14 protein-coding genes are annotated in these 14,109 nt (G+C 51.7%); 8 read left to right on the forward strand and 6 right to left on the reverse strand.

Annotation, left to right across the window (positions count from 1 at the left end):
• Positions 1-80: 80 nt before the first annotated feature.
• Positions 81-854, reverse strand: coding sequence for a peroxide stress protein YaaA (yaaA, locus tag FDW97_RS16840; protein WP_085048345.1), 774 nt, complete (start codon positions 852-854; stop codon positions 81-83).
• A 77-nt stretch (positions 855-931) separates the two neighbouring features.
• Positions 932-2,362 carry a sodium:alanine symporter family protein gene (locus tag FDW97_RS16845; protein WP_085048344.1) on the reverse strand — a complete coding sequence of 477 codons (1,431 nt, stop codon included), beginning with the start codon at positions 2,360-2,362 and terminating at the stop codon, positions 932-934.
• A 274-nt stretch (positions 2,363-2,636) separates the two neighbouring features.
• On the opposite strand from FDW97_RS16845, the gene tal reads away from it, so the two are divergent.
• The 3 genes from tal to FDW97_RS16860 all read left to right on the forward strand — a co-directional run bounded on the left by tal (position 2,637) and on the right by FDW97_RS16860 (position 5,720).
• Positions 2,637-3,590, forward strand: coding sequence for a transaldolase (gene tal, locus FDW97_RS16850; RefSeq protein ID WP_005124064.1), 954 nt, complete (start codon positions 2,637-2,639; stop codon positions 3,588-3,590).
• 110 nt (positions 3,591-3,700) lie between these two features.
• On the forward strand, positions 3,701-4,288 hold the full coding sequence (gene mog, locus FDW97_RS16855) for a molybdopterin adenylyltransferase (protein WP_003018973.1): 588 nt from the start codon (positions 3,701-3,703) through the stop codon (positions 4,286-4,288).
• Positions 4,289-4,412: 124 nt separating this feature from the next.
• Entirely contained in the window at positions 4,413-5,720 is a 1,308-nt protein-coding gene (locus tag FDW97_RS16860; RefSeq protein ID WP_038637058.1) for an MFS transporter, read from the forward strand.
• Between the two features lie 34 nt (positions 5,721-5,754).
• Here the strand turns inward: FDW97_RS16860 and satP are convergent, their stop codons facing one another.
• From satP to FDW97_RS16875, 3 genes are all read right to left on the reverse strand, one after another.
• Entirely contained in the window at positions 5,755-6,321 is a 567-nt protein-coding gene (gene satP / locus FDW97_RS16865; protein ID WP_137351364.1) for an acetate uptake transporter, read from the reverse strand.
• Between the two features lie 148 nt (positions 6,322-6,469).
• On the reverse strand, positions 6,470-7,183 hold the full coding sequence (msyB, locus tag FDW97_RS16870; protein ID WP_038637060.1) for an acidic protein MsyB: 714 nt from the start codon (positions 7,181-7,183) through the stop codon (positions 6,470-6,472).
• Between the two features lie 32 nt (positions 7,184-7,215).
• Positions 7,216-7,620, reverse strand: a complete 405-nt coding sequence (locus FDW97_RS16875; protein ID WP_137346818.1) for a DUF2541 family protein — start codon at positions 7,618-7,620, stop codon at positions 7,216-7,218.
• Between the two features lie 384 nt (positions 7,621-8,004).
• Between FDW97_RS16875 and dnaK the strand changes: the two genes are divergently transcribed.
• The 4 genes from dnaK (at position 8,005) to nhaR (ending at position 13,461) form a co-directional block, all read left to right on the forward strand.
• Positions 8,005-9,927: a molecular chaperone DnaK gene (gene dnaK / locus FDW97_RS16880; RefSeq protein ID WP_038637064.1), complete on the forward strand. Its 1,923-nt coding sequence runs from the start codon at positions 8,005-8,007 to the stop codon at positions 9,925-9,927.
• 87 nt (positions 9,928-10,014) lie between these two features.
• The gene (gene dnaJ / locus FDW97_RS16885) at positions 10,015-11,148 is read left to right on the forward strand and encodes a molecular chaperone DnaJ (RefSeq protein ID WP_032940353.1); all 1,134 of its coding nucleotides are present in this window, start codon (positions 10,015-10,017) and stop codon (positions 11,146-11,148) included.
• 208 nt (positions 11,149-11,356) lie between these two features.
• Positions 11,357-12,523: a Na+/H+ antiporter NhaA gene (gene nhaA, locus FDW97_RS16890; RefSeq protein ID WP_069324087.1), complete on the forward strand. Its 1,167-nt coding sequence runs from the start codon at positions 11,357-11,359 to the stop codon at positions 12,521-12,523.
• 38 nt (positions 12,524-12,561) lie between these two features.
• Complete coding sequence (nhaR, locus tag FDW97_RS16895; protein WP_038637068.1) at positions 12,562-13,461, forward strand: transcriptional activator NhaR; 900 nt, start codon at positions 12,562-12,564, stop codon at positions 13,459-13,461.
• Between the two features lie 58 nt (positions 13,462-13,519).
• On the opposite strand, the gene rpsT is transcribed toward nhaR, so the two are convergent.
• Entirely contained in the window at positions 13,520-13,783 is a 264-nt protein-coding gene (gene rpsT / locus FDW97_RS16900) for a 30S ribosomal protein S20 (protein WP_038637070.1), read from the reverse strand.
• 105 nt (positions 13,784-13,888) lie between these two features.
• On the opposite strand from rpsT, the gene FDW97_RS23660 reads away from it, so the two are divergent.
• The gene (locus FDW97_RS23660; protein ID WP_071888087.1) at positions 13,889-14,104 is read left to right on the forward strand and encodes a DUF2575 family protein; all 216 of its coding nucleotides are present in this window, start codon (positions 13,889-13,891) and stop codon (positions 14,102-14,104) included.
• The last annotated feature ends 5 nt before the right edge of the window (positions 14,105-14,109 follow it).

The raw sequence follows: 14,109 nt of genomic DNA on the forward strand, positions 1-14,109 counted from the left end.
GGTGCCCGCTGGCGCTGTGCTTAGCGGGCCTGCAAAACCTGTAGGCCGGATAAGGCGTTAGCCGCCATCCGGCATGTACACTACTGCTCGTGGCGTTTAAACACCAGTTCGCCATTCCCTGACGCTTCTTCATCAAAGAAATAGCCTTCACTGGTAAATGCCGTCAGTTGCTCTGGCTGAGTTAAGCGATTTTCAATGATGTAGCGGCTCATCAGGCCACGCGCTTTTTTGGCATAAAAGCTGATGACTTTGAACTTACCGTTCTTCTCATCGAGGAAGACCGGTTTGATAAGTTCGGCGTTCAGCTTTTTCGGCTTCACAGATTTAAAATATTCATCTGATGCGAGGTTAATCACCACGCTGTCGCCTTGCGCTTCCAGCGCTTCGTTAAGTTTGTCGGTGATGGTATCGCCCCAGAACTGGTAAAGATCTTTCCCCTTTGGATTGGCCAGACGAATGCCCATCTCCAGACGGTAAGGCTGCATCAAATCCAGCGGACGCAACACGCCGTACAGCCCGGACAACATGCGTAAATGCTGCTGAGCGAAGTCAAAATCCGCTTCGCTGAAGGTTTCAGCCTGCAGCCCGGTATAAACGTCGCCTTTAAACGCCAGAATAGCCTGACGCGCATTCTCCGGTGTGAAATCGGGCTGCCAGTCATGGAAACGGGTGGCGTTCAGATCCGCCAGCTTGTCGCTAATTCCCATCAGCTTGCCAATCTGCGGCGCGGAGAGTTGTCGCGCCACGTGAATAAGCTGCTGCGAGTGATCCAGCAGTTCGGGCAGCGTGTGGCGTGTGGTTGCCAGAGGACTTTGGTAGTCGAGCGTTTTTGCAGGTGAAATCAGAATCAGCATATCCAGTCCTTGCAGGAAATTTACTGCGACTTTAGCAAAAAAATGGACAGAATTGATCGATGGTTGCGATTGCCGCGTTAATCACGCGGCGTTTCATCCCAGCTTTCGGGCGCAAGCTGCTGCCTGATATCAGGATAACGGCGCGGATCAAATTCCGGGCGCACCCCGAGTTTACGCTGGCGCAGATAGTCGCTGGCGAGGGTATGGACAACCGGTGAGAGCAGTAAAATCGCCGTCAGGTTAGTGATGGCCATACAGGCCATGATGATGTCAGCAAGTTGCCAGAGCAGCGGGAAGCTGAGTAATGTGCCGCCGACAACGGTGCTCACGGTCGCGATACGTAATAGCCAAATTACCCGGATATTGTCCAGCTTCAGGAAAATAAGGTTGTTTTCCGCATAGATGTAGTTGGCGACGATAGAGCTAAAGGCAAACAGGATCACAATAAAGGCGACGAATCCGGCGCCCCATTCACCCGTCAGCGAGACCATCGCTCTTTGCAGCAACTGGATGCCTTCAATGGGTATAGAACTGGTGCCATTACCCGCCAGCAGAACGATCATCGCACTGGCCGTACAAAGAATCAGCGTATCGCCTAAAACACCGATCATTTGCACAATGCCTTGTGCCGCAGGATGCGGAGGCCATGACGCAGCCGAGGCGGCGGCGTTCGGGGTTGAGCCCATTCCGGCCTCATTCGAGAACATACCGCGTTGAAAGCCGCTGGCAATGGCCTGGCTTAGCGTATACCCGGCGGCGCCGGCGGCGGCTTCCTGCCAGCCAAAGGCACTTTTAACGATGGTTATGATAATGTCGGGAAGCTGAGCGAAATGCCAAAGGCAGATGACGAGGCTACAACCGACCCACAACAGAGCCATCACCGGAACAAACCATTGCATCAGACGGGCAACTCCTTTAATACCGCCGACGATGACCAGTAATGATGCGATAGCCAGGGCGATACCGGAGAAGAGAGGAGGGATATCGAAAGCAAAAGCAAGTGCGCGCGAGACCGAGTTTGCCTGCACGCTGTTAAAAATCAGTCCATATGCGATGAGTAAAAAGATGGCAAAAAGCACGCCCATCCAGCGCATACCCAGTCCACGCGCCATATACCACGCAGGACCGCCGCGAAACTGTCCCTTGCTGTCGCGTTCTTTATACAGTTGCGCAAGTGAGCATTCGGCAAACGAGGTTGCCATCCCAATGACTGCCGAGACCCACATCCAGAAAACGGCTCCCGCGCCGCCTGCGGCGATTGCCAACGCCACGCCCGCCAGATTTCCGCTGCCGATCCGCGCGGCAAGACTGGTGCATAAAGCCTGAAAGGAAGTTAAACCGCCCGGTTGCGGGCTGATGCTGTTTTTAAGACTTCTGCCAAACTGGCGAATGTAGCGAAACTGGATGAACCCCGTACGCCAGGTGAACCAACATCCTGCGCCAAGCAGGAGGTAGATCATTACCGAGCCCCAGAGTATTTCATTAATAAATGCGAAAAAATCAGGCATTAACATCCCTCTTGTTGATGCCGGTAAGCGCGAATAATCCCATGTAAGCGCTACCAATTATCGACCAGTATATACCTTCTAAGTAGATTGATTACGCGAGTTTATCATAACAACAGGTATATCCCTTAATTGCGCATCTCAGGCTTTGAGCTGCGTAATCAGGGCTGAGCGGCAGGTCGGACAATACAGGCGGTTGCGCTGAGAGTGCGTCGTGCTATCATCAGGGAAGATCGGTTACATCCCCCTAACAAGCTGTTTAAAGAGAATCACTATCATGACGGACAAATTGACCTCCCTTCGTCAGTTCACCACAGTAGTGGCCGACACCGGAGACATCGCGGCAATGAAGCTGTATCAGCCTCAGGATGCCACAACTAACCCTTCTCTCATTCTTAACGCAGCGCAGATCCCGGAATATCGCAAGCTGATTGATGACGCTGTAGCCTGGGCTAAGCAGCAGAGCAACGACCGCGCGCAGCAGGTCGTCGACGCGACCGACAAACTGGCGGTAAACATTGGTCTGGAGATCCTGAAACTGGTCCCGGGTCGCATTTCCACAGAAGTTGACGCTCGCCTGTCCTACGACACCGACGCATCCATCGCGAAAGCAAAACGTCTGATTAAACTGTACAACGATGCTGGCATCAGCAACGATCGCATTCTGATCAAACTGGCTTCAACCTGGCAGGGCATTCGTGCCGCTGAGCAGCTGGAAAAAGAAGGCATCAACTGTAACCTGACTCTGCTGTTCTCTTTCGCGCAGGCGCGCGCTTGTGCAGAAGCTGGCGTATACCTGATTTCTCCGTTCGTTGGTCGTATTCTTGACTGGTACAAAGCCAACACCGACAAGAAAGAGTATGCACCGGCAGAAGATCCGGGCGTGGTTTCCGTAACGGAAATCTACGAGTACTACAAACAGCACGGTTACGAAACCGTAGTTATGGGCGCGAGCTTCCGTAACATCGGTGAAATCATCGAGCTGGCGGGCTGCGATCGTCTGACGATTGCACCGGCACTGCTGAAAGAGCTGGCGGAAAGCGAAGGCGCTATCGAACGTAAACTGTCCTTCTCTGGCGAAGTGAAAGCGCGTCCTGCACGTATCACTGAAGCTGAGTTCCTGTGGCAGCACAACCAGGATCCAATGGCTGTAGACAAACTGGCGGACGGTATCCGTAAGTTTGCTGTAGACCAGGGCAAACTGGAAAAAATGATCGGCGATCTGCTGTAATCATTTCGGCGTGGCCCTGACAGGGGTCACGCTACCTCTTCTGAAACCTGTCTGTCCTTCCTTTCGCAGTGTATCATTCTGTTTAACGAGACTGTTTAAACGGAATAATCATGAATACTTTACGCATTGGCCTGGTGTCCATTTCTGATCGTGCTTCCAGCGGCGTTTACCAGGATAAAGGTATCCCGGCCCTTGAAGAGTGGCTGGCATCAGCCCTAACAACCCCTTTTGAGCTGCAAACACGGCTGATCCCGGATGAACAGGCGATCATCGAACAAACCTTATGCGAGCTGGTTGATGAAATGAGCTGTCATCTGGTACTGACGACCGGCGGAACGGGGCCGGCACGTCGCGACGTAACGCCAGACGCTACGCTGGCCGTAGCCGACCGCCAGATGCCTGGTTTTGGTGAGCAAATGCGCCAGATAAGTCTGCACTTTGTGCCAACCGCAATCCTTTCCCGTCAGGTTGGCGTGATTCGCAAACAGGCGCTGATCCTGAATCTGCCTGGGCAGCCGAAATCGATCAAAGAAACGCTGGAAGGCGTGAAAGATGCCGATGGTAAGGTCATCGTGCCAGGCATTTTTGCAAGTGTACCGTATTGTATACAGCTGTTAGATGGGCCTTATGTCGAGACTGCACCGGCAGTAGTAGCATCTTTTCGCCCTAAAAGCGCGATCCGCGATACAAATGCCTGAAAGTAGCCTGGTCGTGATATAAGTAACAATGAAGGTGGAGTATTGAATTGTTTACGATATAGTAATTTTTGATTTACATATATCGACAGACATATTCAATTACTCCACTGACTCATGGTTTGCTATGTCACAACACACTCGACCCCTGAATCGCCAGGATTATAAAACCCTTACGCTTGCTGCCCTCGGCGGGGCGCTTGAGTTTTATGATTTCATTATCTTCGTCTTCTTTGCCGCGGTTGTTGGCGAACTTTTCTTCCCGGCCGATATCCCTGAATGGCTACGTCAGGTTCAAACTTTCGGCATTTTTGCCGCCGGATACCTGGCGCGTCCATTGGGCGGCATCATTATGGCGCATTTTGGCGACCTGGTCGGACGCAAGAAAATGTTTACCCTGAGCATTTTGTTGATGGCGATACCGACGCTGGCGATTGGCTTGTTGCCTACCTATGCCTCAATGGGGATCCTCGCGCCGTTACTGTTATTACTGATGCGCATTTTGCAGGGCGCAGCCATTGGGGGCGAAGTGCCGGGGGCGTGGGTGTTCGTGGCGGAACACGTACCGGAGCGTCGCATCGGTATCGCCTGCGGCACGCTGACTGCCGGGCTTACTGTGGGGATTCTGTTGGGGTCGGTTGTTGCAACGCTGGTGAACACCAGCCTGACGCAGCAAGCGGTGCATGACTACGGCTGGCGTATTCCTTTCCTGCTGGGCGGCGTGTTTGGGCTGGTGGCGATGTATCTGCGCCGCTGGCTGCAGGAAACGCCCATCTTCCTCGAAATGCAGCAGCGTAAGGCGTTGGCGCAAGAGCTACCGGTAAAGTCGGTGGTGAGCAAACATAAAAAAGCGGTGGTCATTTCCATGCTGCTGACCTGGCTGTTATCGGCCGGGATCGTGGTGGTGATCCTGATGTCGCCAGTCTGGCTGCAGAAACAGTATGGCTTTGCGCCAGCATTGACATTACAAGCCAACAGTGTCGCGACCATTATGCTGTGCGTCGGTTGTCTGCTGGCCGGGTTTATTGTCGACCGGGTTGGCGCCAGCAAAACCTTTATTGTCGGTAGCCTGCTACTGGCCTGTTCGAGCTGGCTTTTCTATCATCTGACCGGTAGCCATCCTCAGCATTTGTTCTTGTTGTATGGGCTGGTGGGCTTGTGCGTTGGCGTGGTGGGGGCTGTGCCTTATGTCATGGTACGAGCGTTTCCAGCGGAAGTCCGCTTTACCGGCATCTCGTTTTCTTACAACGTTTCGTACGCCATTTTTGGTGGTCTGACGCCAATCGCTGTGACGATGTTAATGAGCGTGTCGCCAATGGCTCCTGCCTGGTATGTACTGGCGTTATCGCTGGTGGGGTTAGGGCTGGGGATTTGGCTGCGACAGGATATTTATCATCGCGATACCAGCGTGCAGGGAGAGTTACAGCGCTTGTAAGGAATATCCCCCCGTCCGGGGGGATAGCGTCAGATTAGTGCGCTTCACCAATCGGCAGGATGGTACGGCCAAACTGTTCGTTCAGCACTTCGCCCATCGCCAGGTAAATGGCGCTTGTACCACACACTAAGCCAACCCAGCCAGCAACATGGATGATCGCTTCGTTACCTGCAATGTTGCCTACGGCCAGCAGCGCGAACAGCACCGTCAGGCTCAGGAAGACAAACTGCAGCGCACGCGCAGCTTTCAGCGTGCCGAAGAACATGAACAGTGTGAACACGCCCCACAGACCCAGGTATACGCCCAGGAACTGGCCGTTGGTTGCATCCGCCAGGCCCATTTTCGGCATGATCAGGATCGCAACCAGCGTCAGCCAGAACGAGCCGTAGGAGGTAAAGGCGGTTAAACCGAAGGTGTTGCCTTTTTTATATTCCAGCAGCCCGGCAAAAATTTGCGCGATACCGCCGTAGAAAATGCCCATCGCCAGAATAATAACGTCAAAGGCGAAGAAACCCGCGTTATGCAGGTTAAGCAGAATGGTGGTCATGCCAAAGCCCATCAGGCCCAGCGGTGCCGGATTAGCCAACTTAGTGTTGCCCATAATTCCTCAAAATCATCATTGATTGAATGGTGAAATAGTTTCCCCGAATAACGATCACTGTCTTCGGGGCGCGGCATGATAATCAGGGGAAAGCGGACTGTCTATGATCTAACAAAGGGAAAATGAATTATTTTCCCTGTGATGGACATCACGCTTGTGTGTTGTTGATCATTCTTCGCAGACAGGCGATTTGTAGCACCGCCGGAATCGTCACGCGATAGGCGCTGCCGCTCACCGCTTTAACCCCGTTTAAAGCCGCGCCGACCGGGCCGCCAAGCCCTGCGCCGCGTAGCAATCCATGCCCGATGACGCTAACTGCGGCATGGGTACGCAGGATCTGCGTAAGCTGACCGGAGAGCAAATGAGCAACGCCAGTCGCCAGATGGCGATCCTTCATTAATAGCGGCAGTAACTCTTCCAGTTCAGAGACTTTTGCCTCAACGGCCTGCAAAAATTCCTGCTTATGGTCCGCATCCATTTTTTGCCAGGCATTCCGTAGAAAGTGTTCCAGCAAATACTGTTCAATTTCATACGTGGGCATCGCTTTGTCGGCTTTAAGCTTCAGGCGCTTCGAAACATCCAGTAAAATCGCCCGATACAGCTTTCCATGGCCACGAAGTTTATTGGCAATGCTGTCGCCACCATAATGCTGAAGTTCGCCGGCGATCAGTTGCCAGTTGCGGCGGTGCTGTTCCGGGTGTCCTTCCATCGATTTAAATAATTCGTTGTGGCTCAGAACGCTCGACAGACGGGCTTTCCCTTTTTCATTATGCGTTAACAGGCGAGTAATCGTGGCGAGTTGTTCCTCACTGCAATGCTGCAGAAAGTCGAGGTCGTCGTCATGCAAATACGTGACATTCATGTTTTCTATGGCTTCTGAATAAAAGGGCGTAGTTAGTCGTCGCCGATGACTTTAAGCGTCGCCATGTCAGAGGAGTTTACCGACTGGCCTGAAAAAGTGATTTTGGATACGCAGCGTTTATTGTCGTTGTCGCTATTAATATTGATCCAATTAGTGGTTTGTCCCTCTTTAATGGATGACGGGACGTTCAGGCTTTGGCTGGAGGTGCGCGCAGCTTTGAAGTAAACGGATGCGCCGTTAAGGTTAATATCGCCTCGATCGGCGGTGAGTTGAATACGCTTCACCACCCGACAAACGGGAATTTTGAGCGTGAGATCGTTAGTTGCGTTGCGCGGCATAGCAATCATCCCCAGAACTTTATGATCGTTAGCGTGAGCGGCGCTGCTCAACACCAGGCCCATAAGCAGGGTGGCGGAAAGGGTTAAAACGGATTTCATGAAATTTCTCTTTGACGGCTGCAAAAGTGCGTGGCTTCGCGCTAGTTTACCGCCGACGCAAAAACGATTCATTCACGTAATCTTTTCTTTTTATTACAATTTTTATGTGAATAACAGCGTTTTATTAATTGGCTTTATGAATTAATTTTTATTGGCGATTATTCATTTTTTGTAGTTTTGTGCCTTTTTTCGGCAAATTTATTGCTTCTGCGCTAAAAAAATTTTTCATGCCCCCCTTGATGAAGTGGGTTACGACCCCACTTAGTAGTCAACCGCAGTGGTGAGTCTGAAAAAAAACGATTCAGGGTAGTTGAAACCGCACGTTTCGCCCTTATTACAGATTCACAACCACATGATGACCGAATTTTTAGTGGAGACGTTTAGATGGGTAAAATTATTGGTATCGACCTGGGTACTACCAACTCTTGTGTAGCGATTATGGATGGCACTACTGCACGTGTGCTGGAGAACGCCGAGGGCGATCGCACCACGCCTTCTATCATTGCTTATACCCAGGATGGTGAAACTCTGGTTGGTCAGCCGGCTAAACGTCAGGCAGTGACAAACCCGCAAAACACCCTGTTTGCGATTAAACGCCTGATTGGCCGCCGCTTCCAGGACGAAGAAGTACAGCGTGATGAAGCCATCATGCCGTACAAAATCATCGGTGCTGACAACGGTGATGCCTGGATTGACGTAAAAGGTCAGAAAATGGCACCGCCGCAGATCTCTGCAGAAGTGCTGAAGAAAATGAAGAAAACGGCTGAAGATTACCTGGGTGAACCGGTAACTGAAGCGGTTATCACCGTACCTGCATACTTTAACGATGCTCAGCGTCAGGCAACCAAAGACGCCGGCCGTATCGCAGGTCTGGAAGTAAAACGTATCATCAACGAACCAACCGCAGCTGCACTGGCTTACGGTCTGGATAAAGAAGTCGGCAACCGCACTATCGCGGTATATGACCTCGGTGGTGGTACTTTCGATATCTCTATTATCGAAATCGACGAAGTTGACGGCGAAAAAACCTTCGAAGTTCTGGCAACCAACGGTGATACCCACCTGGGTGGTGAAGACTTCGACAGCCGTATGATCAACTACCTGGTTGACGAGTTTAAGAAAGATCAGGGTATCGACCTGCGTAATGACCCGCTGGCGATGCAGCGTCTGAAAGAAGCCGCTGAGAAAGCGAAGATCGAGCTGTCTTCCGCTCAGCAGACCGACGTGAACCTGCCGTACATCACTGCAGACGCGACTGGTCCGAAACACATGAACATCAAAGTGACCCGTGCGAAACTGGAAAGCCTGGTTGAAGACCTGGTTAACCGTTCTATCGAGCCGCTGAAAGTTGCTCTGCAGGACGCTGGCCTGTCTGTTTCTGATATCAACGACGTTATTCTCGTTGGTGGTCAGACGCGTATGCCGATGGTGCAGAAGAAAGTTGCTGAATTCTTCGGTAAAGAGCCGCGTAAAGACGTTAACCCGGACGAAGCCGTGGCAATCGGTGCTGCCGTTCAGGGTGGTGTATTGACGGGTGATGTGAAAGACGTACTGCTGCTGGACGTTACCCCGCTGTCTCTGGGTATCGAAACCATGGGCGGCGTGATGACGCCACTGATCGCGAAAAACACCACTATCCCGACCAAGCACAGCCAGGTGTTCTCTACCGCTGAAGACAACCAGTCTGCGGTAACCATCCATGTGCTGCAGGGTGAACGTAAACGTGCTGCCGATAACAAAGATCTGGGTCAGTTTAACCTGGATGGTATCAGCCCGGCTCCGCGCGGTATGCCGCAGATCGAAGTTACCTTTGATATCGATGCCGACGGTATCCTGCACGTTTCCGCGAAAGACAAAAACAGCGGTAAAGAGCAGAAGATCACCATCAAGGCTTCTTCTGGTCTGAACGAAGAAGAAATCCAGAAAATGGTTCGCGAAGCAGAAGCGAACGCAGAATCTGACCGTAAGTTCGAAGAGCTGGTTCAGACTCGTAACCAGGGCGACCATCTGCTGCACAGCACTCGTAAGCAGGTTGAAGAAGCAGGCGACAAGCTGCCGGCTGACGACAAAACTGCCATTGAGTCTGCACTGACCGCGCTGGAAACGTCTCTGAAAGGCGAAGACAAAGCGGATATCGAAGCGAAAATGCAGGCGCTGGCTCAGGTTTCCCAGAAACTGATGGAAATCGCGCAGCAGCAGCACGCACAGCAGCAGGCTGGTGCAGCAGGCGCTGATGCTTCTGCAAACAATGCGAAAGATGACGACGTTGTCGACGCTGAGTTTGAAGAAGTGAAAGACAAAAAATAATCGCCCTGATGCAGGGTAGTTAATCGGCACGGGCGTAGAGGTTTCCTCTTCGCCCGTGCTTGTATGTTAAGGGGCTTAAAAAAACCAATGGCAAAGCAAGACTATTACGAGATTTTAGGCGTTTCCAAATCAGCGGAAGAGCGTGAAATCAAAAAGGCCTACAAGCGCCTGGCCATGAAATATCACCCGGATCGCAACCAGGGTGATAAAGAGGCTGAAGCCAAGTTTAAAGAGATCAAAGAAGCGTACGAGATCCTGACCGATGCGCAAAAACGCGCGGCTTACGATCAGTACGGTCATGCCGCGTTTGAGCAAGGCGGCATGGGCGGCGGCGGCGGTTTCGGCGGCGGGGCTGACTTCAGCGATATCTTTGGTGACGTGTTTGGCGATATCTTTGGCGGCGGTCGTGGTCGTCAGCGCGCCTCACGTGGTGCTGATTTACGTTACAACATGGATCTCACTCTGGAAGAAGCCGTGCGTGGCGTCACCAAAGAGATCCGTATTCCGACGCTGGAAGAGTGTGACGTCTGCCATGGCAGCGGCGCGAAGTCAGGTACTCAGCCGCAAACCTGTCCAACCTGTCACGGTTCCGGCCAGGTGCAGATGCGCCAGGGCTTTTTTGCCGTACAGCAGACCTGTCCACATTGTCAGGGTCGCGGTACGCTGATCAAAGATCCGTGCAACAAATGTCACGGTCATGGTCGCGTTGAGAAAAGCAAAACGCTGTCCGTTAAAATCCCGGCAGGCGTTGATACCGGCGACCGTATTCGTTTAGCGGGTGAAGGTGAAGCCGGTGAGCATGGCGCGCCAGCAGGCGATTTATACGTTCAGGTGCAGGTAAAACAGCACCCAATTTTTGAGCGTGAAGGCAATAACCTGTATTGCGAAGTACCGATTAACTTTGCGATGGCAGCGCTGGGCGGCGAGATTGAAGTCCCGACGCTGGACGGTCGCGTGAAGTTGAAGATTCCGGGCGAGACGCAGACCGGCAAATTGTTCCGCATGCGTGGAAAGGGCGTCAAGTCTGTACGCGGTGGCGCTCAGGGCGATCTGCTGTGTCGTGTCGTTGTTGAAACCCCAGTGGGTCTGAACGACAAGCAGAAGCAGTTGCTGAAAGACCTGCAGGACAGTTTTGGCGGCCCGACCGGCGAGCAAAACAGCCCGCGCTCCAAAAGCTTCTTCGACGGCGTGAAGAAGTTCTTTGACGATTTGACGCGCTGATTCTCTCGACTCAATATTTGATAAAAAGCCTGGGACTGAAAAGTTTCAGGCTTTTTTATTTCTGTTTTCCGTTCGGAAAATCTTTTTTAATTTCAGTCTATTTGTTCGTAAAAACCGATCTATCTATCATGAATAATCTAATTTTAACGAGCTTTTTGAGGGTGTAAGATAGTATTTACGAAGTATTCACCCAATAGAGAGAATAAAAGTGAAACATCTGCATCGTTTTTTTAGTAGTGACGCCTCGGGGGGCATCATCCTGATCATCGCAGCCGTCATCGCTATGTTGATGGCAAATATCGGGGTCACCAGTGGATGGTACCATGCCTTTCTGGAAACGCCCGTTCAACTGCGGGTTGGCGCGCTTGAGATCAACAAAAATATGCTGCTGTGGATCAACGACGCGTTGATGGCGGTGTTCTTCTTGTTGATTGGTCTGGAGGTAAAACGCGAGTTAATGCAAGGCTCGCTGGCCAGTCTGCGTCAGGCGGCATTTCCGATCATTGCCGCTATCGGGGGGATGATTGTCCCGGCGCTGCTGTATCTGGCATTCAACTATGCTGACCCTATTACCCGTGAAGGGTGGGCGATCCCGGCTGCAACGGATATCGCTTTTGCATTAGGCGTGCTGGCACTGTTGGGCAGTCGTGTTCCGTTGGCGCTGAAAATCTTCCTCATGGCTTTGGCGATTATCGATGATCTTGGCGCTATCGTGATCATCGCGCTGTTCTACACCAGCGATCTCTCGCTGCTGTCGCTGGGCGTTGCCGCGTGTGCCATTCTCGTCCTGGCGGCCTTGAATCTGTGTGGCGTGAGACGTACCGGGATTTATATTCTGGTGGGCGTGGTGCTGTGGACGGCAGTCCTGAAGTCCGGCGTGCATGCGACGCTGGCGGGCGTGATCGTCGGTTTCTTCATTCCGTTAAAGGAAAAACACGGACGTTCACCGGCAAAGCGTCTGGAGCATGTTTTGCATCCGTGGGTGGCATACCTGATCCTGCCGCTGTTTGCCTTCGCTAACGCGGGTGTTTCACTGCAGGGTGTCACCATTGATGGGCTGACCTCCGTATTACCGCTGGGGATTATTGCAGGTCTGTTGATTGGTAAACCGCTGGGTATCAGCCTGTTTTGCTGGCTGGCGTTACGCTTAAAGCTGGCGCAATTACCTGAAGGAACGAATTTCCAGCAGATCATGGCGGTCGGGATTCTGTGCGGTATTGGCTTTACGATGTCGATTTTCATCGCCAGCCTGGCGTTTGGTAATGTCGATCCTGGGCTGATTAACTGGGCGAAACTGGGGATCCTGATTGGCTCCTTGCTGTCGGCGGTAATTGGTTACTGCTGGTTACGCACCCGGTTAAACGCATCCGCCTGACAGGATAACCCTTTCGTGACAATTTTCAGGGAGAGAGTATGTCTCACATAAATTACAACCACCTGTATTACTTTTGGCATGTCTATAAAGAAGGTTCGGTGGTTGGTGCAGCAGAAGCGCTTTATCTGACACCGCAGACCATAACCGGGCAGATCAAAGCGCTTGAAGAACGTTTACAAGGAAAGTTGTTCAAGCGGAAGGGGCGTGGGCTGGAGCCAAGCGAGTTAGGCGAGTTAGTCTTTCGTTATGCGGATAAAATGTTCACGTTAAGCCAGGAAATGCTGGATATCGTGAACTACCGCAAAGAGTCTAACTTGCTGTTTGATGTCGGCGTGGCGGATGCGCTATCCAAACAGCTGGTCAGCCGTGTGTTGAATGCCGCGGTGGTGGAAGATGAACAAATCCATCTGCGCTGTTTTGAATCAACGCACGAGATGCTGCTGGATCAACTCAGTCAGCATAAGCTGGATATGATTATCTCTGACTGTCCGATTGATTCTACGCAACAGGAAGGGTTGTTCTCGGTGCGCATAGGCGAATGCGGCGTAAGTTTTTGGTGCACCCAGCCTTTGCCTGAGAAGCCGTTTCCGGCCTGTCTGGAAGAGCGCCGATTGCTGATCCCTGGACGTCGTTCGATGCTCGGTCGTAAGCTGTTGAACTGGATTAACTCACAAGGCTTGAATGTTGAAATCCTCGGCGAATTTGATGACGCAGCACTGATGAAAGCTTTTGGTGCAACGCATAACGCTATTTTCGTTGCCCCGACGCTCTATTCGAACAACTTCTATGCCGACGATTCAATTGTGGAGATTGGGCGCGTGGAGAATGTGATGGAGGAGTATCACGCTATATTTGCGGAAAGAATGATCCAGCATCCGGCGGTGCAGCGTATTTGTAATGCGGACTACTCGGCGCTCTTTACGCCAATGAACAAATGACAGCCATAAAAAAACCCGCTTGCGCGGGTTTTTTCACAAAGCGACAACAAGCAGGCGATTAAGCCAGTTTGTTGATCTGTGCAGTCAGGTTTGCTTTATGACGTGCAGCTTTGTTTTTGTGGATCAGACCTTTAGCAGCCTGACGGTCCACGAGTGGTTGCATTTCGTTAAATGCTTTCAGTGCAGTAGCTTTGTCGCCAGCTTCGATAGCTGCGTATACTTTCTTGATGAAAGTACGCATCATAGAGCGACGGCTAGCGTTGTGCTTGCGGGCCTTTTCAGACTGAACGGCGCGCTTCTTAGCTGATTTGATATTAGCCAAGGTCCAACTCCCAAATGTGTTCTATATGGACAATTCAAAGGCCGAGGAATATGCCCTTTTAGCCTTCTTTTGTCAATGGATTTGTGCAAATAAGCGCCGTTTAAATTGCAGCACTCGTTGCGTAGTGATGGCGCAGGATTCTACCAGCTTGCGTGGCGTGAATACAGCTTTTCCACGAGAAAAATTGCATTGGATTGCCCGTTAAGGTCTGCAATTTGTTTCATAACAATGAAAACCATCCTCTTTCTGTTTCGGAGAAACAATCGCCGGTTAACCTTGACCGCGGTACAGGGTATACTTTCACGATTTTCACTGTTTTGAGCCAG

This window comes from Citrobacter sp. wls708, assembly GCF_005281255.1.
GTDB classification, from domain to species: Bacteria; Pseudomonadota; Gammaproteobacteria; order Enterobacterales; family Enterobacteriaceae; genus Citrobacter; species Citrobacter werkmanii.

Excerpts from the sequence above, each read along its gene's own strand:
- yaaA (WP_085048345.1), bottom strand. The coding sequence starts at position 854 with ATGCTGATTCTGATTTCACCTGCAAAAACGCTCGACTACCAAAGTCCT.
- FDW97_RS16860 (WP_038637058.1), top strand. The coding sequence starts at position 4,413 with ATGTCACAACACACTCGACCCCTGAATCGCCAGGATTATAAAACCCTT.
- dnaK (WP_038637064.1), top strand. The coding sequence starts at position 8,005 with ATGGGTAAAATTATTGGTATCGACCTGGGTACTACCAACTCTTGTGTA.
- mog (WP_003018973.1), top strand. The coding sequence starts at position 3,701 with ATGAATACTTTACGCATTGGCCTGGTGTCCATTTCTGATCGTGCTTCC.
- FDW97_RS16845 (WP_085048344.1), bottom strand. The coding sequence starts at position 2,362 with ATGCCTGATTTTTTCGCATTTATTAATGAAATACTCTGGGGCTCGGTA.
- msyB (WP_038637060.1), bottom strand. The coding sequence starts at position 7,183 with ATGAATGTCACGTATTTGCATGACGACGACCTCGACTTTCTGCAGCAT.
- satP (WP_137351364.1), bottom strand. The coding sequence starts at position 6,321 with ATGGGCAACACTAAGTTGGCTAATCCGGCACCGCTGGGCCTGATGGGC.
- tal (WP_005124064.1), top strand. The coding sequence starts at position 2,637 with ATGACGGACAAATTGACCTCCCTTCGTCAGTTCACCACAGTAGTGGCC.
- nhaR (WP_038637068.1), top strand. The coding sequence starts at position 12,562 with ATGTCTCACATAAATTACAACCACCTGTATTACTTTTGGCATGTCTAT.
- dnaJ (WP_032940353.1), top strand. The coding sequence starts at position 10,015 with ATGGCAAAGCAAGACTATTACGAGATTTTAGGCGTTTCCAAATCAGCG.
- FDW97_RS16875 (WP_137346818.1), bottom strand. The coding sequence starts at position 7,620 with ATGAAATCCGTTTTAACCCTTTCCGCCACCCTGCTTATGGGCCTGGTG.